Raw genomic sequence first — 19,927 nt, forward strand, 5'->3', positions numbered from 1 at the left:
ATTGTAAAAAAATGAGAAAAAAATTAAAAAACATTGGATTGATTTTAGTATTTCTTTCTTCCTTGGCTTATGTATCCTGCCATAAGGACGAAATTTTTAGTGACGAGGAGCAGTTGGCTGCCCGTGAAACAGGATCTAAAAATATAATCTGTAATGGTAAGAGAGTTCTGCGTTTTAATTCGCTGGCTGAGCTGCAGCAGGCACATTTGCAACTGTATCAGCAATATGAGAACGGCAATCAAGAAGAACAGGTATTGGTTGACTATGAAACTGCGAATAACTTTTATTCGTTGCGAAAAAAAGCAGAAGATATGGACGATGGCATTATTCCGGATGATCCTACTTTTGATGAAACTAAATTTACGCTTGATCCTATTTTGGAAACACTACTTAATCAGGATGGAATGATTATTATTGGTGATAGACTTTATATCTGGGATTCGGGTTGTCTTATTCAGAGCATTCCCTTTTCATGCTCTAATTATGAAAATCTATTGGCATTTTTTAATGCTTCAAAGACAAATTCTACTAGTGTGATGCATTCTATTTTTATTAATAATAATATGCAGAATGTAAATACCTGTGATGATGCAAATTATGATCTTGAAACTATTTCTGAAAATAGAGGTAAAGTGGGGCCAGGTAAAGTAGAGGTGAAAAGTAAGAACGGTTGCGGATATGAAGTAGTCATAAACAGTAACTTTGTTAAATGTACTGAAGAATGGAATTTTTATAAAATTTCATACCAAAGCATTAAACCATTAGATGCAGGTCTTCCGTTAAATATCTTTTATCTTTCTAGTGCTTTTGGAGATTTGGATGGATTAGAGTTTAGTCCTACTGGAGATGATGGCTCATTTTATCCTATTTCGTTGACGTTTCAAGATCAAAATTATGGATATGTGGTGCCATTTTCAACTCATTTTTTTATACGAATACCAGTAGCAGAAACTAATATTTTTAATGTTAGCCTTTTATCTTCAATAGAACTGCTGCAAGGAAATTCTTGCTCATCCTTTGATGCGGTTGATATTGATAATAGCTGTCCATTCACTATAATAGCTATTAAAGATAATGCCAGTTCGTCACAAGCTACCTGGATATTTTCCATTCCTCAAACAGAGGATTGTCCGATTGGGGAAGGTAAAGTCTTATGGAATTTTGGTGATGGAACAAGTGAAACAGCCGGACCTTCCATAACCCATACCTACACTATGCCTTGCAAAATGACATATCTAACAGTTACTGCTACAGTAAATGGTATGATGTGTGGTGTAACAGGTAAGGTGTTAACTAAAGGAAATATTCCTTACGGTAATCCATGTATGAGGGAAAACTATAAATTCCCGACTTATAAAGGTCATGCAAATGGGAAAAAATATAAACTTGTTTCACAACTAAAAAGAACTTTTATTGGGAAATCAAAAGTTATAAACAAATATAAACATGGTATAATGGGATACAAAACAATCAAAAGTATTGGAGCTATTTATAATCCGGCTGCTAATAATAGTGGTTGCTTGGAGCTCAACATAACCTCTATACTAGGTCCTAAGATAACAAATGGGAAAAAACGTAACAGGCAAAAAGCATTATCCGTAATGAATCTTCACATTAATGCTGAAAATCCATATAAAATAAACTTTTCACATTCTAACGGATTTACTCATGCCCTTACTGCTGACGATTTGTATTGCAGCCAATAAACTTTAATAGAGTTTTTTTAAAAAAAACCGTCTCAATTGTTGAGACGGTTTTTATTTTTATTGTATTGCAAACATCATTACCAGCTTATCGCCTTTATAAAAGTTGAGGGTCTGTTCGGCAACGTCAAAACGTAATGTTGCCTCAGAAAGATAGTTTCGCATTTTTGTTTCAGTACTGGCAGCGTCTTTATCTATGCAAGCCATTTTAGTGCCAGCCAAGGCAGAGAAAGTAATTTGGTCAGCAGTAGCAGTATAAGAGCCAAAGAAGTTATTGCAACCGCTGTTTCCGGATACTTTTTTGCTTTTTACATCAAATTGCAGATTTGCTTTGCCATAATCTTTACCTACATTGTCCATTTGTATCAGTTTCCATTTTTTACCATCAATAAATGCCCACAGCTCATTTTCGGTAGGAATAGTAAAGGTTAAGATTACTTTTTTTGTTTTTGGATCTTTAAAATGTACAGTATTCTTTTCTGTATGAATTTCGAAATTTTTCTTCTCGATTGTAGTTTTAAATTCTTGTTCTAATTGCATGCTTTCCGGGTCGCAGGCCATCAAAGTACCCATCAATAGGTTTATTTGAATCTGGTTGCCGTTCAATTGATAACCGGCGTTAAAACGGTTACAGCCGCTTTTTCCATAAATACTATTTTTAGTATTGTCGATAGTCAGATACACCTTACCGTTACTCATGGTTTTACCGTTTATTTGAGATAAAACCATTTTTTTATTCAAATAACCGGCATCTATTGTTTTGACTTGTTTCTTGGAAACTAATTTTTTTAAACGGTAGGTATAGGCTGAAACATCCATAGGTATATTACCCTCTCTTTTGGTTTTGATTACTTTTAATTTATATTCATATCCGGGTTGGTAATTAAAACCTTCTATAGTACTGTAAAAGTTACTCCATTGTTTTGCATTGCCTTCTTTTACCTGCATACAATCCATAGGAGCCACACCCATACAAGGAACGGTGTTCTCTTTTACTTTCATAGTAATGGTTTTTTGTGCGAAGGCCAGAGTACTTGCACCTAAGAATAGTAGTATAAACTGTAGTTTCATTTTTTTAATTTTTTATGAGATTATTAATTTGTTACTGTTTGTAGGCATAAACCGAGCCAATGTTTTAATACATTCAAATAATCCGGGTTAATATTGTACTAAAAATGGCGTCAATAAGCTAGAGCAATTTGGAAAAAGCTCCAAGGGCTTTGTCATTTAGTTAAAAACTTATGTCAAAAAGCCGTTTTCACAATTATTAGAATTATACTGATAAAATAAAAAATGTTGTCGGGGCGTTAGTGGGAGAGTTATTTTGCCTGATACAACATATAATGTGCCTTAAATGGCTTTTAGTGTTTATGTCCGTTTGCCACACATAAATTTTAAGCTAAAAATAGTGTTACCACTATGATATCTCGCTTTTTCAGAATTAAAAATATTCATGTTACAAATGTAACAAATAAATTTTATTTTTAGAAAAAGATAAAATATAAAATTCAATTCATGTTAAAAAAAATAGATTAACTAATAATATTAATAATTGAATCACATATTCTTTCTCGTTTTTAACTCTTTCTGACTATAAAAAAACGAAGCTTTTTTCATAAGCCTACTTCAATAATCATTATTTTTACTCATCTAAAAGCCTTAAAAATGCCTGCTGCAGAATTGCAAAAATTTATCGTCGTACTATTATACGGCAGCTTGGTCCTGCAGTCGTTTATTGTATTGGTCAATCCAATGAATGTAAACAAAAGAGCCAACCTGTTTTTTGGGCTATTTTTGTTTCTTTGGTCCAGCTTCTGGCTTTTTGATATTACTGCCTTGTGTGGCCTGCAAGTTGGAGCCATATTGACTCAGGCGGTTAGTTTTCTACAGATTTTCACACCGCTATTCCTGTATTTCAGCGTAGTTTTCTTTATCAATCCAAATTATGTTTTCAAAAAAGCAGATCTGGCTTGCCTGATTTTACCGATCATCTATATTGTCTTGATGTTTGATCCGCCGCATGGTATAGTTTATAGCATGATTCCTATTTCGCACAATCTGCCTTATATTGCTATTGTCTATTTTAAAATACGTCGCCACCAAAGAAGAATAGAAACGATTTCTTCTAATACAGAAAATATCAGCCTGCAATGGCTAATTAAGGTCACTTCTTTATTGTTTGTAACCATAATTATTACAGAAGGTTATGAGTTGTATAATATATTTATTGAAAAACGGCACGAACATATGGTGATGGACTTGCTGTTTTTGGTAATTGTATACCTAACATCCTATTATTCGTTACGACAGAAAGAAATTTATCCGTTGGATGAAGCGCAACGGAAAGAGCTTTTGGAAATAGAAGCAAAAGATGGAGAATCGGAAGGAAAGAAGAAATTGCTTTCTGACGCTGAATTAGAAAATCTGAAGCAGAAGCTGACATTTTTGATGGAAACGGAAAAACCCTATCTGGATGGTGAGCTTAATCTGATCAAACTAGCGGGATTATTGGGTATCAGTGCGCACCAGCTGTCGTATTTGATTAATCAGGGATTTGATGAAAATTTCTTTCAGTTTGTAAATGGTTATAGGGTAAGGCAGGCCCAAAAGCTGTTGTCAGAAAAGAAGAACCGATTCTCTTTATTGGGTATTGCCTATGAATCGGGATTTAATTCCAAGACTTCTTTTAATACAATCTTTAAAAAGATGACACAGCAAACACCGTCGGAATATAGAAATGGCTTGAAGTAAATTCTTTTTAAGTGGATAGTTGATAGTTGATAGTTGATAGTGGATAGTTGATAGTGGAAAAATTCGAAAGGCATAGCAATCGCTATTGACCTTATTGTATTAGTTATTGTCTTAAAATCTTTTCCATTGCTTTTCCTTTGGCCAATTCATCTACCAGTTTATCCATGTAGCGAATCTGCTGCATAAGTTTATCTTCAATATCTTCAACACGGTAACCGCAGATGACTCCTGTGATTTTAGAAACATTAGGGTTAATTTGTGGAGCCTCAGCAAAAAATGTTTCCAAATCTGTTTTCTGGTCGATTACTTGCTGCAAACTTTGCTTATCATATCCTGTTAGCCAAAAAATAACGGTATCTAATTCTTCTTTGGTACGTCCTTTTTTTTCTACTTTATGGATATAATGCGGATAAACGCCAGCAAAAGACATCCTAAATACTCTGGTGTTATTCATTATTAAGGCTATTTGTTAGTTAGTTGCAAATTACAAAATACTGGTAATATAAAAAACCGACTTAATTTATCAGACGTTAATTTAGTATATTGCATCAAAAGAAGAGACGAAGCAAATGGTAAAAAAATACGCCATATTCTTTATTGTTTTCTATACGTTTTTTTGTCAGGCACAAATAGCTGATACGCTTTCTACTCAAAAAGCCCAAAGGAGTATAGAAAAATATGACGACTATATTAAGTTGCGGCTGGGACTTAGTAACAGCTTTAATTCCTTTCGTATTAAAGATAAAACAAGCCGGTTAGATTTTACTTTGTCTCCCAATCAGCGGTTACGCTCAACACTAACACTTATTTATAAATTCATTGAAATAGATTTGGGATATACTCCTGAATTTCTCCGTTTTAATAAAGATGATGCTATCAAAGGGCATACAAAGTTTTATAATTTTGGAACACGGCTCTACCTCGGGTCATGGATGCAAGAACTTCAATATGCCAGGACTAAAGGCTTTTATATAGATGGGAATGATGTTGGATCGGAACAAAACATTTTGTTTCCCCATTTTCAGGTACAGAAAATAGGAGGAAGCACATCCTATATCTTCAATCCTGATTTTTCATTCCGGACAATTTTCCTGCAAAGTGAATGGCAGCAAAGAAGTGCCGGCAGTTTTGTACCCAGCATTAGTTATTATTTTACGCAGATCAAAAACAACAATCCAAGCAAGGACAATATTTTTGATATAGCTATTGGACCGGGATATTATTACAATTGGATCATACGGGATAAATTTCTTGTATCAGCTGGAGCTTATAGTGGATTGGGATTTAACAGTACGAAAACTGTTTACAATGATGGTACACCACATGAAATTTCAGAAAGTTTGTCCTTTCAGGCTCAATTCCGGTTAACGGCAGGCTATAATTCAGAACACTTTTTTGCAGGAGCGGCTACAAGCCTGAATTCATTTTCTTATAGTTCCGATACTTTAATCCATGTAGAAGATCAGCAGCAATTTCTGGAATTTTATATAGGATATCGCTTTAAGGCACCAAAACGTATTAACAGTTTATTTGAGAAGAAATAAATAGATTTCGCAATCGAAATGATTGCATGCTGTATAAATTGTTAAAAAATCTATATGTTAACTTTTTAAAATATGTTTTTTTATGATTTTTTTAAGATATATTTACAGTGTGCAAATATACCCCCATGAAAAAGTTATATTATGCCTTCCTGTTGTTCTGCCTTTGGCAAAGCATACAAGGTCAAGGGCTTTATATACCCGATGCTAATTTTAAGGCTAAATTGCTGGCAGCTGATGTCAGTAATGAGATTGCCAAAAATCGGCAGGGACAATATATTCGTATTGATACTAATAGGAATGGGGAGATTGAAGTTGCTGAAGCTCTGGCTGTCAGTTATCTGAATGTATCTTTTGCTGTTATTTCTGATCTTAGCGGTATTGAATATTTTGAGGCAATTACAACTCTAATCTGTAATAATAACCAATTACTTTCTGTTCCTACATCAGATTTGCCTTTATTAACTTTTTTACAGTGTACAGATAATAAAATTACTTCATTAGACCTGACTCCATGTCCAAAATTGTACAGTCTTTATTGTGCCAATAACCGATTGGAGAATTTGATATTGGATAATCCAAGCTTAAATTTTATTGACAGCCAGCATAATAATTTGGTTTCGGTAAATGTGAACAATTCTCCTAATTTAGAGTATTTTTATTGTTCCTTTAATTCTCTTACTAATATAGAACTTTCAGACTGTTGGCGTCTCCAGGATTTAGAATGTTCTTTTAACCAACTAACAACTCTTGATCTAAGCAGGCAGACCAGACTTCACAATCTGGAATGCCATAACAACCAATTGGGATCACTACAATTAGCAGGAAATTCGATCAAAAAACTATATTGCCATAACAATCGATTGACACAACTGAATTTGTTAGCTCAAACGGCTTTAGAAGAACTTAATTGTTCAAATAATATCTTAACAGCTTTGGATCTTAGAGGACTAACTAAACTAAAGCGAGTATTGATGCAGAATAATAGAGTGGTTTCGTTTAATGACCTGATCGATTATCCGGAGTTGGTAAGTTTGATTGCAGACAATAATAAGCTATTGTCGTTAACGGTTTCCTGTCCATTAATAAGAGAGTTAAGTCTTGCCAATAATCAGTTGGAAAGTCTTAGGATTTATAGTAGCCCGGAACTGAGTGCCAACGGACTTAACTTTAGGAGTAATCCTTTGGCTTTATTGGACGTGCGCGGTTTTGAAAGACTCGTATCCTTATCTTGCAATAACTATGGGCTTACAAATGCCTTAACTGTAGTAGCAGATGAAGGACTACAATCGGTTAGCTTTAATGGCAACAGATTGCAATCTTTGGATATTTCCCAATGCCCGGGCGTCGAAAGGCTTAGTTTTGGATCAAACCCGTCACTTACTTCACTTTTTGTAAAGAATGGTAAATACAATGCAGTATCTTTAGAAGAATCCCTGCGGAACGCACCGCGTCTTCGTTATATTTGTGCCGATGAAAATGAAATAAATGCAATAAAGAGACAACTTGTGGCAATATATGGATTTGAATGTGAAGTCAATTCATACTGTACTTTTGCACCAGGCGGCCGATTTAACATTGTAAGAAGCAAAACTAATTTTGACTTTAATAAAAATGGTTGTGATTCAGAGGATATTGTCGCCTCTTTTGCAGGCTATAAAGTAATCCAGGGAACAACAGAAACAATATATTTTTCTGATAAGAACGGGCAATATAACCTGCCATTACTAGATGGAAATACTACTATTATTCCATTACTGGCTAATCCTAATTATTTTGAGGTTACGCCTCCCAGTGTCACTTATACTTTTTCTGAGCAACAAGCGCCTTTGGAACAGATTTTTTGTCTGAAAAATAATGGAGAGTACTCTGATTTGGAAATTTCTATATTACCTTTAAATGATGCTGTACCTGGATATGTAGCTGATTATGCGATCTCATATAGAAATAAAGGAACCAATATACAGTCGGGTGACATTGAGTTACGGTTTGATACTGCAGTACGTCCAGAACCGCGCTCACTATCAGAAACATTACAAGATACGGGACGTTTATCCTGGTCTTTTACTAACTTAAAACCTTTTGAATCGCGCACTATTCCTTTACATTTTAGATTAAATTCTCCAACTGATATGCCGTCACTCAATAACGGTAACATTCTTAATTATAAAGTTGCTATAACTTCTTCTTTATTAGATGCTGTTCCGGAAGACAATAGTGCTGTTTTACGCCAGACTATAGTCAATTCTTTTGATCCGAATGATAAAACCTGTCTGCAGGGACTTACGGTTTCTTCTTCATTCATAGGAGAATATGTGCATTATATTATCCGATTTGAAAATACAGGCAACTATGTTGCGAAAAATATTGTAGTAAAAGATCTTATCGATCTGGATCGTTTCGATATAAGAAGCCTTACACCAATAGAAAGCAGTCATAGTTTTAACACTAAAATTAGTAATACCAATATGATTGAATTTGTTTTTAAAGACATCAATCTTCCTTTTTATGATCATATTAATGATGGATATATCGCTTTTAAAATCAAAACAAAGTCGTCTTTATCACCAGGTGATAGTTTTAGCAATGGCGCCAGCATTTATTTTGATTTTAACCTGCCTGTCATGACGGAAAGAGCTGTAACCACAATTGAATCGCTTGGAGATAAGGATCATGAATTTTCAAGCCGATTTACAATTTTTCCAAATCCGGCAAAAGACATCCTGACCATTACGAACAAAGAGGAACTGCAAATGAAATCTGTTGCCATCTATAACATGATGGGACAACCTGTAATGATGTTATCCAACAATAACGACAACTCCATAGTATTTGACATATCGAATTTGGCTTCAGGAAACTACGTTGTCAAGATTTATTCAGATGAAGGAATTGCAACCCGCAAGTTTATAAAGTACTAATAAAGCAAAATAAGGGTAAAATTGTATATTTGTAAGGAAGGTCACCGTCTTTTTACAACATATATTGCAAAAAAATGAAAAAATACCCTGCGTTTCTTCTCGCCGCACTATTAGCTGTTGCTTCCTGTAAAACTACCCATACGGTTCCAGCAAAACTATCTGGCATTGAGGTTCAAGGCCATCGTGGTGATAGAGGTCATTTTCCAGAAAACAGCCTTGAAGCTTTCCGCAGTGCCGTAGACAAAGGCGCTGATGTTATTGAACTTGATGTGGTTATTTCCGGAGATCAAAAAGTGGTGGTTTCACATGAGCCTTTTATGTCGTCTGAATATGTATCACTGCCCAACGGCATGCCTATTCCTCGTGATAAAGAGAAGTCATATAATTTATATAATATGACATACGATAGCATTCGAAAGTTTGATATCGGTTCAAAAGGAAATACGCATTTTCCTGAACAGCAAAAATTCAAAGCCTATAAGCCATTATTTTCAGAAATGATCGATGATATTGAAGTTTATACTGCTAAACATAGACCAAACAAACCCATACGTTATAATATAGAAATCAAGTCAGGAGCAGACCAATATGGCAAATCCCAACCACAACCGGATATTTTTGTTGCTATGGTTATGGAGATTATAAAGAAAAAAGGAATACAGAATAGGAGTAATATCCAGTCTTTTGATCCGGCAATACTAAATGTGTTGCATAAAAAATATCCTGATATAACCATTGCTTTTTTAGCAGGCGATAGGGGACTTGCAAAGAATTTAGCAAAGTTAGACTTTAAGCCTCAAATTTACAGTCCACATTATGAGCAAGTCAATCGAGCTTTGGTAGATTCAATAAGAACAATGAACATGCGTTTGATTCCATGGACAGTAAATGAGGAAAAAGATATCAACAAAATGATTGAATTAAAAGTGGATGGCATCATTACTGATTATCCTGAAAAAGTAATAAAAAAACTTTAAATAAAAGTATTTAAATTACTTATTATCATTTATTTACATTTAGGATAAATTCTTTTGCGTTAGCTAATTCTACTTAACTATTTGAAATTTTACGCCAGAATATATTTTTACATTTAATGTTTCGCTACTCAGCGCCTTTCCGTGAAAATAATTGCTTACAAAGACACGGTACACAACATTATTTTTCGCTAATTTTTGATTCAATAAAGAAAAGCGTTTATTTTTATAGCTAAATTAGAGGCTCATAAACTACCAAGATGTATAAAATACTATCACTCGATGGAGGCGGAAGCTGGTCTTTATTGCAATTACTTACCTTAAAAGACAGATATCCTGATATGACAGGCCATGCAATTCTCAAAGAATTTGATATGGTAATTGCTAATTCTGGCGGGAGTATCATCTTGGCCGCTTTGGTAGAAGATTGGTCTTTAGACAAAGCCGTTGCTTTATTTAAAGAGCAAAAAATCAGAGAAAAAATTTTTAGCAAGAACTCGTTTTGGGAACGTTTTTTCCCGGTTGATTATATCAAGAGCATAGGCCCTAAATACAGTTCCAAAAGAAAAGGAAAGGCTTTTCAGAAGTTGTTTGTAGAATCGGCTAAAAGACAAATGAACGAACTTCCTGGTTTTATTGGAAAACCGGATTTAAAACTGATTGTCTGTACCTACGATGCCTTGAATAATAGGGCAAAATTCTTCCGGTCGTATGGTAGCGGGCCTTACTATGATTCGGTAAAGCTAACGCAAGCCATTCACGGCTCTTCAAATGCACCTATACAATATTTTGATTTTCCGGCCCGTTTCAAAGCCAAAAACTCAGAAGTGTTTTTTGAATTATGGGACGGAGCCTTGGGAGGATTTAACAACCCGATTGCTGCAGGAGTCATTGAAGCTATAAAATCCGGAGTGCCAAAAGATTCCATCACTTTAGTTTCTTTAGGAACTTCAAATAAATCAATGTCGAATGATGATAAAAAGAAGTTTTACGACATCAAGCAGACAACTATAGAACAACGTCATAAAAAATATAAATTCTGGTTATGGAAACCGCAATTGCAATTCTTTAAGATGTCGATTGTAAACCAGGCAAAAACAATATTATATGAACCACCAGACTGGTCTAATTATGTAGCGTTGATGTTTCTATTTGGTGAAGATTATAAAAATGGACTAAATTCAGCCCAGTTGAAACGGTTTATAAGGCTTTCGCCTATGATCCATACCGATAAAAATACACTTCCGGAAGTTGAGAAACTGCTGAATACGCTATATGGTATGGATATGAACCTGACAAAAGATGAAGAAATCCAAAAATTAGAAGAATGTTATGTCAACTGGAAAGAAGGCAAAATACCTAACCAGCCTATAGAATATTCCATTACCAGAGAAAATGAGCTGCTGCCTAGCTTTGGACACGTTAAATATAATGATGGCATAAGCGATTGGAAATCGTAATCTTACTACATAACAACCTAAAAGCCCTAATTATCAATGATATATATTGACCGGTTAATTGTAATTTTCCTATTAGGAGGTTTTGCCTTATTGACTATGCTGGTGCTTTTCAATCCGTTAAAAGTCAATAAAAAGGCGAATATATGGTTGGGATTGTTTTTATTTTTGTGGGGCACTTTTTGGATCGATGAAGCGCTGGATATTCTGGAAATACAATCTGTTAGTAGGTCATTTTCATTTGTTTTGAATTTTCTGCAATTTTTTACTCCACTCACATTTTATTATAGTGTTGTTCATTTTACAAATCCTACATTCTCATTTTCTCTTAAAGAAGTAAAACACCTTCCACTGGCATTTTTGTTTTTGGTTCTATTGTCACTATCGTTTTTTTATGACAAGGCTGATAAAAACAGCCTTACGACATGGCTTACAGTCATCATGCTCATTCAGAGTTTGTTTTATGCGCTTTATTCCTGTGAAATAATCAACCGTCATCAGAAAAAAATCCAGCAATTTTCTTCAGATACTTACCCGATAAGCCTAAACTGGCTAAAATATATTGCCTATATAATATTAGGTTCCGGAATTATAATCACAATATATAACATCATATTCATTGCTGAAAGGCCAAGTATATACATGAATTTCGCTTTCCTGATAGCAATTTATTTTATTGCTTATTATTCGTTAAAACAAGAAGAAGTTTATCCTATAGAGCCACAACAAGCAGAAAGTATTTTTTTGCTAGATGAAGAAAGTAAAACCAGTGAACCTCAAAAGTTCAGATTGCTTGGCGAAGAAGAAACCGAACTTATAAAACAAAAACTGTTGGTAATTATGGAATCCGAAGCACCGTATCTTGACGGGGATCTGAATTTGATAAAGCTATCCCGATTGATGGGAGTGACTCCACACCAACTTTCTTATGTTATCAACACAGGATTTAATGAAAACTTCTTCCAGTTTATCAACAAGTATAGAATTGAAAAAGCAAAACAATTGCTGGGCGATAGCAAAAACAATAACCTGTCTATTTTAGGAATTGCCTTTGAGTCGGGTTTTAATTCCAAGACGTCGTTCAATATCACTTTTAAAAAATTTACTGACCTTACACCTTCAGAATTTAAAAAAAAGAGTTCCGATTTATAAAACCGAACTTTTTGCTTTTTAAGCACTTGTTTTATAGCACTTTATAAGATATCCGTTTTACTCAAAAAAAGAGTTCGCTTCTATAAATCTAAACATTTTAGCAGTAGCTAGAGTATACTTTTGACAGAAAAAAGATAATCATGCTACAAAAGAATAACGAAACAGCTGCACATGGCAATGAAACAGAATATGCTGTCGTTACCGGAGCCAGCCAGGGTTTGGGAAGGGCTTTTGCCTATGAACTGGCTAAAAATAATATTCCACTTATTTTGATGAGCCTTCCAGGGCAAGAACTTTTGGAATTGTCATCAGAAATTTCAGAACAATATGGCATACCCGTTTTTTATTACGAAACCGATTTGTCTGTCAAAGAAAATGTACTGGATTTTGCTGCTTGGGTCAATGCTAATTTTTCAGTGTTTATGCTAATTAATAATGCAGGAACCGGTGGCAGTAGGAGATTTGATGAAGCCTCGGCAGAATATATCAGCAAAATTATCCAGGTAAATGTAATGGCCACTTCACTGCTGACCCATCAATTGCTTCCAAATCTGAAAAAAGCAGAAAAGGCTTATATACTGAATGTATCCAGTATGGCGGCATTTTGCCCTATTGGTTATAAAACGGTTTATCCCGCTTCTAAAGCCTTTGTGCATTCTTTTTCCAGAGGATTATGTGAAGAATTGAAAAACACTAATGTTTTTGTCAGTGTTGTGAATCCGGGTGCGATGAAAACAAGTCCTGAGATTACCCGACGAATTGAAAAGCAAGGGTTTTTAGGAAAACTAACGCTTCTTAATCCGGATGCTGTAGCAAAATATTGTATCCAGCAATTGCTAAAACGAGATACAGTAATTATGGTCAATAGAATGAGCTGGCTTATGCTTGTTATTCTTCCAATCTGGATAAAATTGCCACTATTGACCCGATCGATTAAAAGGGAACTAAGTGTAGAAGTATGAAAACAGTTTTTGTTACGGGTGCCAATGGTTTGTTGGGAACAAACTTAATACATGAAATGCTTTCTCTTGGCTGGCAGGTTAAGGCATTAGTACGCAATCCGGATAATTATAAAGGAGAACAGCATACTTATTTGGAATTAATAAAAGGAAATTTGTTTGATGACTTAGCTCCTTACATGAAAGGATGTGGTATAGTTATCCATATTGCGGCCGAAACCAGGCAGGATTTATTACGCTATTCCGATTATCAAAAAACAAATTGTGAGGCTACGGTAAGTTTGTTCCAGTCTGCGCTTGAATCCGGATCAGTCAAGAAGTTTGTTTTTGTAAGTTCAGCAAACACAGTAGGGCACAGCGATTTTTTTGAATTGGGTTCTGAAGATAAAGCCGTACGTTTTCCGTTTAAGGAATCGTATTACGCCAAAAGCAAACTGGAAGCAGAGAATTTCCTGTTAGAGAACAAAGAAAATATGGACGTAATTATCGTAAACCCGACATTTATGCTTGGCGCTTATGATACAAAACCCAGTTCCGGTAAAATAATTCTGATGGGATGGAAAAAGCGTATCCTGTTTTATCCGCCGGGAGGGAAAAACTTTGTAGATGTCAAAGACGTTTCGAGAGGAATTATTGCCTGTATTCAAAAAGGAAAAAACGGAGAAAAGTATCTTTTAGCAAATAACAACCTGACTTATAAGGCTTTTTTTAAATTGCTTAGTGAGCACTCTGAACAACGCCCAATTATGATAGGCCTTCCTAAATGGCTGCTTCATCTGTTAGGTTATGGAGGTAACTGTGCAAGGTTCTTCGGATTGGAAACAAGTATGAGCCTGACTAATATGCGTATTCTGTGTCAGGACAATTTTTTTACCAATAAAAAGTCAGTTAAATATCTTGGAATCCAATATCGTCCTATAGAGGATGCGATACACGATGCTGTGTCCTATTTTAAGTCGGAAAATATACTGAAGTAAAATTATTGCTCAAACTTAGCGGCTCTGTGTCTTTACGTGAAAATAATTACTCGCAAAGACACAGAGCCGCTAAGCATAAATGCATTCTTTGCCTTTTATCCTCTCTACTTTTTTATTCATTTATCAGACTATACTTAAAAAGTAAATTTTTTAACTACACGGGCATACTTAAACAGAGGCCTTTTACTTCCGTATATCATTTGATTTAAATAGTTTTTACTATATATATTTAACACAAACACCTAATATTCAATTTCTTATAAAAAAAATACTACACGTGTATATATGCGTCTATCGTTTTTGTTTTTTATTCGTCTTGTTTTTTTTCTTTGTAAGGTAACATCCCGTAGTTAGACCTAAACAGGCTCCACAGAATGAAACAACCTTATATTGAAACTAATTCATGCCCAACATAGTATTATTATTTAGCCTATAACAATATTGAAACTTAAAGCCGTTGTTACCCGTCGCAAAATGGGTATATAATTGCAGAAATGTTCCTGATAGAGGATGCGCCAATAAACGTAAAACCTTTTGGGCAACTAGTAATTAAATTCCTGTCCCCCTGGGTTTTTATTTTAGTACACCTCTTATCTATCAACCTTATCATCTTTGTTTGAGAATGTTCTTTTATAATTTGAAATCAAGCAATCTCATTCTTAATTGTTGTTTAAGGTATCATTCCTAACAAATTCTGCTTTAAAGAGTTTTTAGGTATTAATTATTAGAATTAACAAATCGACAAACTTAACCTTAAAAAATCAGTGATGAATAACAAATTTCTAACCTTATTATTTGTTATAGGAGTTTATAGCGCTTATGGACAGGTTGGGATTGGAACAGGAATACCTAATGGTTCTACCCAGTTGGAGGTCGTTGCTAATAACAGAGGTATTTTATCAGAAGTTCCTCTTGCCGGTACAACAGCTATTACTTCCAATGCTACATCCGATTATTACGTGCATTATAACCAGTTACAGGAAAACAATAGAAATCTTGAACGATCGCAGAAAGCATCACGACAGACCATCATGATATTGATTCCCTTTTCGGTAATCTGCGGTATTTTGCTATTGTTCTTGTTCTGTGCTTATAAAAAAATCAGAAATGAATATAAAAAGAAAGCGGCATTATATGAGATCATCGAAAATAAAAACATTTCCTTATCGAAAGCTGATGCAGTTAAATCGAACCTGGTTTCTATACTGGCGCATGATTTCCGTTCACCTCTAATTTCAACGCTTTATATGATGCGATTGCTAGAACGAAATACGGAACTACTTACCCAATCAGAAAAAGAATCTTTTTATATGGCCATAAGCAACGATATTTCAGTAACCTTGGAAAATTTTGATGCTACCTTGCAATGGATCAAGCGCCAACTTGGAGAATTCAAAATCAATTTGGAAACCGTAAATATCCGTTCGCTACTTGACGAAGCTATTGCCGGCTACAATGTGCAACTCAATGAAAAAGGCATTGCGGTTATTAATAATATACCCGATGGTATTGTAGCTACATCTGACAGAGAAATGCTGCAATTCGTAAACAGAAACCTGTTGTCGAATGCATTAAAATTTTCTCCAAAAGGCAAAACGATTGCTATAGATGCCTTCAAAACCGGGAACGAAATTATAATTTCTGTAAAAGATGAAGGACCAGGACTATCAGATAATCAAATAAAAAAACTGTTTTCTATAAGCAATAAAGCGGGTTCAACACATCAAGGTGCAGGTATTGCACTTTCGTTTAGTAAAGATTTTATAATAAGACTTGGTGGACGGATTTGGGCTGAAAACCGCAATACGGGCGGTACTATTTTCAGTTATGGTGTTCCATCTGGCTCAATTGATAGAGAAAGAACACCTTCAAAGATTGTGGCTTAATCACTACCGGTAAGATGGTTTTCTAAATAACTTTATCTACTTCCTGTTCGTCAATTATGTTGATGTCGTTTTTTAAATGATCGATGAAATAGGAAGGAGATATACCTGTTTCTTTTTTAAATATCGTAGTAAATACCTCTCTTGACGAAAAACCGCATAACTCTGCAAGATAACTTATTTTATATTCTCTGTGTTTGGGTTCTTCATAAAGCAATTCTAGGATATAGTTTATCCTTAAGCCATTGATATAATTATTAAATGATTTTCCTTTATATTTTTTTATAACTTCAGAGAGATATCGTGTATTGGTATTCAGATGATTGGCCAACCAGGTAAGACTAACTTCCTTTTTAATGACGTTTTTAGATTTTTCAAACTTCTCCAATTTCAAGAGTAGGGCATCGGCAGTTTCCTCTGTAATGGCAAGCGGCTTATCTGATAAAGTCTTGCTATAATTTTCTTCTTCAGTAAAAACGCTAGATTTTTTTTCGGCCTTCAGTTTTTCAATTAAGTTTTCATAGTTTTCGTGTAAAATTCTGTTCTTTCTTTTCCAGAATAGCCTTACAGCAAAGGCTATAACGACAAGAATGCAACTAGAAATAATTACTATCATAATAGTATGCTTCTTTTTTTCCTGCAAAACGATTTGATTTACAGGTGCTTCAATACTTGCATTTTGAGACGCGTTAATACTGTCGTTTATATGGGTATACAATTGCATATACTTTTTTGACAGGTTTTTGTTGTCTATTTCAAGATAAGAGTTTGCAAGCATTTCATAAGCCTCTTTACGCATGTAAGGTGAATTAGCTTTTCTTTCTAATTCTAAAGCATTGGTTGCATATTTTATAGTGTTATTATAGTCTTTTTTTGCTTGGAAGAATCGACCAAAAGAATTTGATAATAGCACTCTGTTTATCGCCATGAGCTTGTATTTTTTATTATCGTATATGGCTATAGCATCCAAAAAATATTTTTCTGCCAGATCTACTCTTTGTGGTTTATGTTGATTTATATAGAACATGCCGATATTTGAGTTTGTACCGGCGAGTATATCATATTTGTCATTAAGTTTAGTATCCGGACTGTTGTCATCAATTTGTTTTATCTCTTCTAAACTTCTTTTCAGGTAATGTAAAATACTATCTTGAGAATAATTGTCGTCCATACGATCAAAATAGGTTATCATATTTCCGTAAATGAGAGATGTTTTGTAATGACGCGTATTTTTCTGCTGTATTTTTTTTGAGGCCTTTAGGGCAGCTTGATATTTTTCATAACTTGCTTTGCTCAATCCCAATTGTCCGTGCGCAAGTGCCATCATTCTATATAAATCTGTGAGTACAGTATAATTTTTGAGTTCCAATGCCAGTGGTTCCATTTCCCTACTAGTCTCAATTACTTTTTTGTAATTATCCTCACGCATATAAAAAACGGTTAACATACTTCCGCTTTTTAGCATTCCTTCTTTATATCCTATATGCTTGGATGCTTCTCTTGCTTTTAGTATAATTTTTAAGCCTTTCTGATTGTCAACAAAGTCTAAAGTATATCCTGCATCCTTTAATAATTTGTCGATATCCTTTTCATTTAATTGGGCGTTGAGTACAGTAGTAAACAAGCAGAGAAGGATGAAAACCGAAAATATTCTTTTCATAATTTTTAAAAATTGAGTACCACAAATTTAATTGTTTGTAATATACGCCTTACTCTTAATATTATTTTTGTTATTTATAGAAAAGACGTCTGTGAAAACCATAATTTTATATTTTATAGTTTAATTGTTTTATAATCAGTTATTTAATTGAATGTTTTAGTGTGATATATTCCGAAATGATTACATACATGCATTTACTTGCGTAGTTTTTTGACTTAAAATTGCATCAGATTTCATGCATTATTTTTTAATCACAAATTACTATGGTTTTAGAAAGTATTTCAGGTTTTTATAGCAAATTAATTGAAATTGGAACTGAAAAGGATACACACAAAATGAAAGTGGAACACATTAAGTTATGGAACAAAAGTTTTCTTTCGCTTTCTCTTTTATTTTTTGCTATTGCGGTATGTGATCTTATTTGTATTTCCTCTTTAATTTCGTATTGTTTCTTTTTGCTGTCAATTCTTTTCTTTTATGGGATATTCACAGATTTAAAATTTAATGTCCTTGCACAGACCTATACCTATCTATTATTAAGTTTTATTTTTTTCTATATATCCTCTCACACAGGGCTTGGATCAGGAATTCATTTCTATTACATTCCCCTGATTCTGTCTTTGCCTTATTTTTTAAAGGTCAGTAGAAATAAAAAGGCAATAGCATTAATATGTTTTTTTCTATTTTTTGTAGTGTTTTTAGATGTTAAAACAAATTCTGTTGAACATCCGAAGAAGGACATGATTTTTTTAGAATCATTACTAGGGTCACTTGGGCTCGTATTCTGGTTTATCTATTTTATAATAAGAAAACAGGCCATATCGATTAAATATTATAAAAAAAGAGTTGAAATGTGGATAAGGGAAGCAGAGATTGATATGGATAAATTAAAGGAAGTTATTGATATGGCTGTACAGAACAATAGTCATTTTTTTCCAAAATTTAAAAAACTGTACCCTTACTTTTGCGAAAGGCTGATTGAGATACAGCCCAATGTTGTGGCAAGCGAACAGGAATTTTGTGCCTATATAAAATTAGGCTTTACAACAAAGGAAATAGCTAAGTTCACCAATTCTAGTATTAGAAGCATTGAAGGAAAAAAGTATAGAATTAGAAGAAAGTATAATATTAGTGAAAAGGTTGATATATATATATGGGCTGCTAATTTATAAAGAGTTGGGTATTTTAAATTTACAATAAAGCGGATTATACTTTTAAATGTTATTTTTGTTTTTCATCCTAAAGCTAAGATTAGTTACCAAATATAAATGTAAGGAAATGACAGGAATAGAAAATTTAGGAGGCTTCATAATAGCAGCAATAATAGTTGTCACAACTCCAGGAATTGATACTATAATGGTATTGACTAGGAGTATTTCAAAAGGCAAAATTGCTGGTTTGTATTCTGCATTAGGCGTTAGTTTAGGATTAATTTTCCATACATGTGCAGTAACCTTTGGGCTTTCCTTAATTATTGCGAAATCAGCAATTGCATTTGGCATAATTAAATACTTAGGCGCTGGCTATTTAATCTACATAGGAATAAAAGCATTGTTATCCAAAAGCGAACAGACTGAAATCAAACCAATTCAAATGAAAAACGAAGGGAATCGAAAAATGTTTGTGACGGCTTTTATAAGCGATATTTTAAATCCTAAAATCGCAATATTTTTTCTAGCGTTTTTACCACAATTCATAAAATCAACAGAAATAAATTACCTGACTCCGTATTTGGTGCTTGGCTCAATTATGTTTTTAATTACATTAGTATGGTGTTCATTGTTAGCAGTTATGGGAAGTAAAGTAGCAATATTGTTTAACAAAAATAAAAATGCAGAAAAGTGGATGAACAAAACATCTGGTTTAGTTTTTATCTTACTAGGGCTAAAAGTAGCATTTACAAAAAAGTAATGCTTAACTAAGACTAATGTGAGCTTCATTATTCCCAA

15 protein-coding genes are annotated in these 19,927 nt (G+C 34.0%); 12 read left to right on the forward strand and 3 right to left on the reverse strand.

The features are described 5' to 3' along the window. Nucleotides 1-11: 11 nt before the first annotated feature. Nucleotides 12-1,706, forward strand: a complete 1,695-nt coding sequence (locus ABH942_RS09010; protein ID WP_370031220.1) for a hypothetical protein — start codon at nt 12-14, stop codon at nt 1,704-1,706. Between the two features lie 57 nt (nt 1,707-1,763). Here the strand turns inward: ABH942_RS09010 and ABH942_RS09015 are convergent, their stop codons facing one another. Beyond that, nucleotides 1,764-2,774, reverse strand: a complete 1,011-nt coding sequence (locus ABH942_RS09015; RefSeq protein WP_370031222.1) for an META domain-containing protein — start codon at nt 2,772-2,774, stop codon at nt 1,764-1,766. Between the two features lie 594 nt (nt 2,775-3,368). Here ABH942_RS09015 and ABH942_RS09020 point away from each other — a divergent pair. Further along, complete coding sequence (locus ABH942_RS09020) at nt 3,369-4,454, forward strand: helix-turn-helix domain-containing protein (RefSeq protein ID WP_370031224.1); 1,086 nt, start codon at nt 3,369-3,371, stop codon at nt 4,452-4,454. A 103-nt stretch (nt 4,455-4,557) separates the two neighbouring features. Here the strand turns inward: ABH942_RS09020 and ABH942_RS09025 are convergent, their stop codons facing one another. Beyond that, entirely contained in the window at nt 4,558-4,908 is a 351-nt protein-coding gene (locus tag ABH942_RS09025) for a DUF2200 domain-containing protein (RefSeq protein ID WP_370031225.1), read from the reverse strand. Between the two features lie 115 nt (nt 4,909-5,023). Here ABH942_RS09025 and ABH942_RS09030 point away from each other — a divergent pair, with 115 nt between their 5' ends. From ABH942_RS09030 to ABH942_RS09065, 8 genes are all read left to right on the forward strand, one after another. Beyond that, complete coding sequence (locus tag ABH942_RS09030) at nt 5,024-5,998, forward strand: DUF4421 family protein (protein WP_370031228.1); 975 nt, start codon at nt 5,024-5,026, stop codon at nt 5,996-5,998. A 125-nt stretch (nt 5,999-6,123) separates the two neighbouring features. Then, a complete protein-coding gene (locus tag ABH942_RS09035) occupies nt 6,124-8,916 on the forward strand; it encodes a T9SS type A sorting domain-containing protein (protein WP_370031231.1) in 2,793 nt (930 codons plus the stop codon). 74 nt (nt 8,917-8,990) lie between these two features. Beyond that, entirely contained in the window at nt 8,991-9,893 is a 903-nt protein-coding gene (locus ABH942_RS09040; RefSeq protein ID WP_370031233.1) for a glycerophosphodiester phosphodiesterase family protein, read from the forward strand. A gap of 257 nt (nt 9,894-10,150) precedes the next feature. Continuing rightward, nucleotides 10,151-11,350: a patatin-like phospholipase family protein gene (locus ABH942_RS09045; protein WP_370031235.1), complete on the forward strand. Its 1,200-nt coding sequence runs from the start codon at nt 10,151-10,153 to the stop codon at nt 11,348-11,350. A 36-nt stretch (nt 11,351-11,386) separates the two neighbouring features. Beyond that, nucleotides 11,387-12,499 carry a helix-turn-helix domain-containing protein gene (locus ABH942_RS09050; RefSeq protein ID WP_370031237.1) on the forward strand — a complete coding sequence of 371 codons (1,113 nt, stop codon included), beginning with the start codon at nt 11,387-11,389 and terminating at the stop codon, nt 12,497-12,499. Between the two features lie 140 nt (nt 12,500-12,639). After that, nucleotides 12,640-13,461 carry an SDR family NAD(P)-dependent oxidoreductase gene (locus ABH942_RS09055; protein WP_370031239.1) on the forward strand — a complete coding sequence of 274 codons (822 nt, stop codon included), beginning with the start codon at nt 12,640-12,642 and terminating at the stop codon, nt 13,459-13,461. Continuing rightward, nucleotides 13,458-14,435 (forward strand): NAD-dependent epimerase/dehydratase family protein, encoded by a 978-nt coding sequence (locus ABH942_RS09060; RefSeq protein WP_370031241.1) that lies wholly within the window; start codon nt 13,458-13,460, stop codon nt 14,433-14,435. The genes ABH942_RS09055 and ABH942_RS09060 overlap by 4 nt, the downstream gene beginning before the upstream one ends. A 767-nt stretch (nt 14,436-15,202) precedes the next feature. Next, the gene (locus tag ABH942_RS09065; protein WP_370031243.1) at nt 15,203-16,321 is read left to right on the forward strand and encodes a sensor histidine kinase; all 1,119 of its coding nucleotides are present in this window, start codon (nt 15,203-15,205) and stop codon (nt 16,319-16,321) included. A 22-nt stretch (nt 16,322-16,343) separates the two neighbouring features. Here the strand turns inward: ABH942_RS09065 and ABH942_RS09070 are convergent, their stop codons facing one another. Continuing rightward, complete coding sequence (locus ABH942_RS09070) at nt 16,344-17,978, reverse strand: helix-turn-helix domain-containing protein (RefSeq protein ID WP_370031246.1); 1,635 nt, start codon at nt 17,976-17,978, stop codon at nt 16,344-16,346. Nucleotides 17,979-18,241: 263 nt separating this feature from the next. Between ABH942_RS09070 and ABH942_RS09075 the strand changes: the two genes are divergently transcribed. Beyond that, nucleotides 18,242-19,150: a helix-turn-helix transcriptional regulator gene (locus ABH942_RS09075; protein WP_370031248.1), complete on the forward strand. Its 909-nt coding sequence runs from the start codon at nt 18,242-18,244 to the stop codon at nt 19,148-19,150. A gap of 106 nt (nt 19,151-19,256) precedes the next feature. After that, nucleotides 19,257-19,889: a LysE family translocator gene (locus ABH942_RS09080; protein ID WP_370031250.1), complete on the forward strand. Its 633-nt coding sequence runs from the start codon at nt 19,257-19,259 to the stop codon at nt 19,887-19,889. The last annotated feature ends 38 nt before the right edge of the window (nt 19,890-19,927 follow it).

It is taken from the genome of Flavobacterium sp. 28YEA47A (assembly GCF_041262125.1).
Taxonomy (GTDB): Bacteria; Bacteroidota; Bacteroidia; order Flavobacteriales; family Flavobacteriaceae; genus Flavobacterium.

Bases quoted from the DNA above. Each gene is read 5' to 3' on its own strand.
- ABH942_RS09010 (WP_370031220.1), top strand. From the start codon at position 12: ATGAGAAAAAAATTAAAAAACATTGGATTGATTTTAGTATTTCTTTCT.
- ABH942_RS09015 (WP_370031222.1), bottom strand. From the start codon at position 2,774: ATGAAACTACAGTTTATACTACTATTCTTAGGTGCAAGTACTCTGGCC.
- ABH942_RS09020 (WP_370031224.1), top strand. From the start codon at position 3,369: ATGCCTGCTGCAGAATTGCAAAAATTTATCGTCGTACTATTATACGGC.
- ABH942_RS09025 (WP_370031225.1), bottom strand. From the start codon at position 4,908: ATGAATAACACCAGAGTATTTAGGATGTCTTTTGCTGGCGTTTATCCG.
- ABH942_RS09030 (WP_370031228.1), top strand. From the start codon at position 5,024: ATGGTAAAAAAATACGCCATATTCTTTATTGTTTTCTATACGTTTTTT.
- ABH942_RS09035 (WP_370031231.1), top strand. From the start codon at position 6,124: ATGAAAAAGTTATATTATGCCTTCCTGTTGTTCTGCCTTTGGCAAAGC.
- ABH942_RS09040 (WP_370031233.1), top strand. From the start codon at position 8,991: ATGAAAAAATACCCTGCGTTTCTTCTCGCCGCACTATTAGCTGTTGCT.
- ABH942_RS09045 (WP_370031235.1), top strand. From the start codon at position 10,151: ATGTATAAAATACTATCACTCGATGGAGGCGGAAGCTGGTCTTTATTG.
- ABH942_RS09050 (WP_370031237.1), top strand. From the start codon at position 11,387: ATGATATATATTGACCGGTTAATTGTAATTTTCCTATTAGGAGGTTTT.
- ABH942_RS09055 (WP_370031239.1), top strand. From the start codon at position 12,640: ATGCTACAAAAGAATAACGAAACAGCTGCACATGGCAATGAAACAGAA.
- ABH942_RS09060 (WP_370031241.1), top strand. From the start codon at position 13,458: ATGAAAACAGTTTTTGTTACGGGTGCCAATGGTTTGTTGGGAACAAAC.
- ABH942_RS09065 (WP_370031243.1), top strand. From the start codon at position 15,203: ATGAATAACAAATTTCTAACCTTATTATTTGTTATAGGAGTTTATAGC.
- ABH942_RS09070 (WP_370031246.1), bottom strand. From the start codon at position 17,978: ATGAAAAGAATATTTTCGGTTTTCATCCTTCTCTGCTTGTTTACTACT.
- ABH942_RS09075 (WP_370031248.1), top strand. From the start codon at position 18,242: ATGGTTTTAGAAAGTATTTCAGGTTTTTATAGCAAATTAATTGAAATT.
- ABH942_RS09080 (WP_370031250.1), top strand. From the start codon at position 19,257: ATGACAGGAATAGAAAATTTAGGAGGCTTCATAATAGCAGCAATAATA.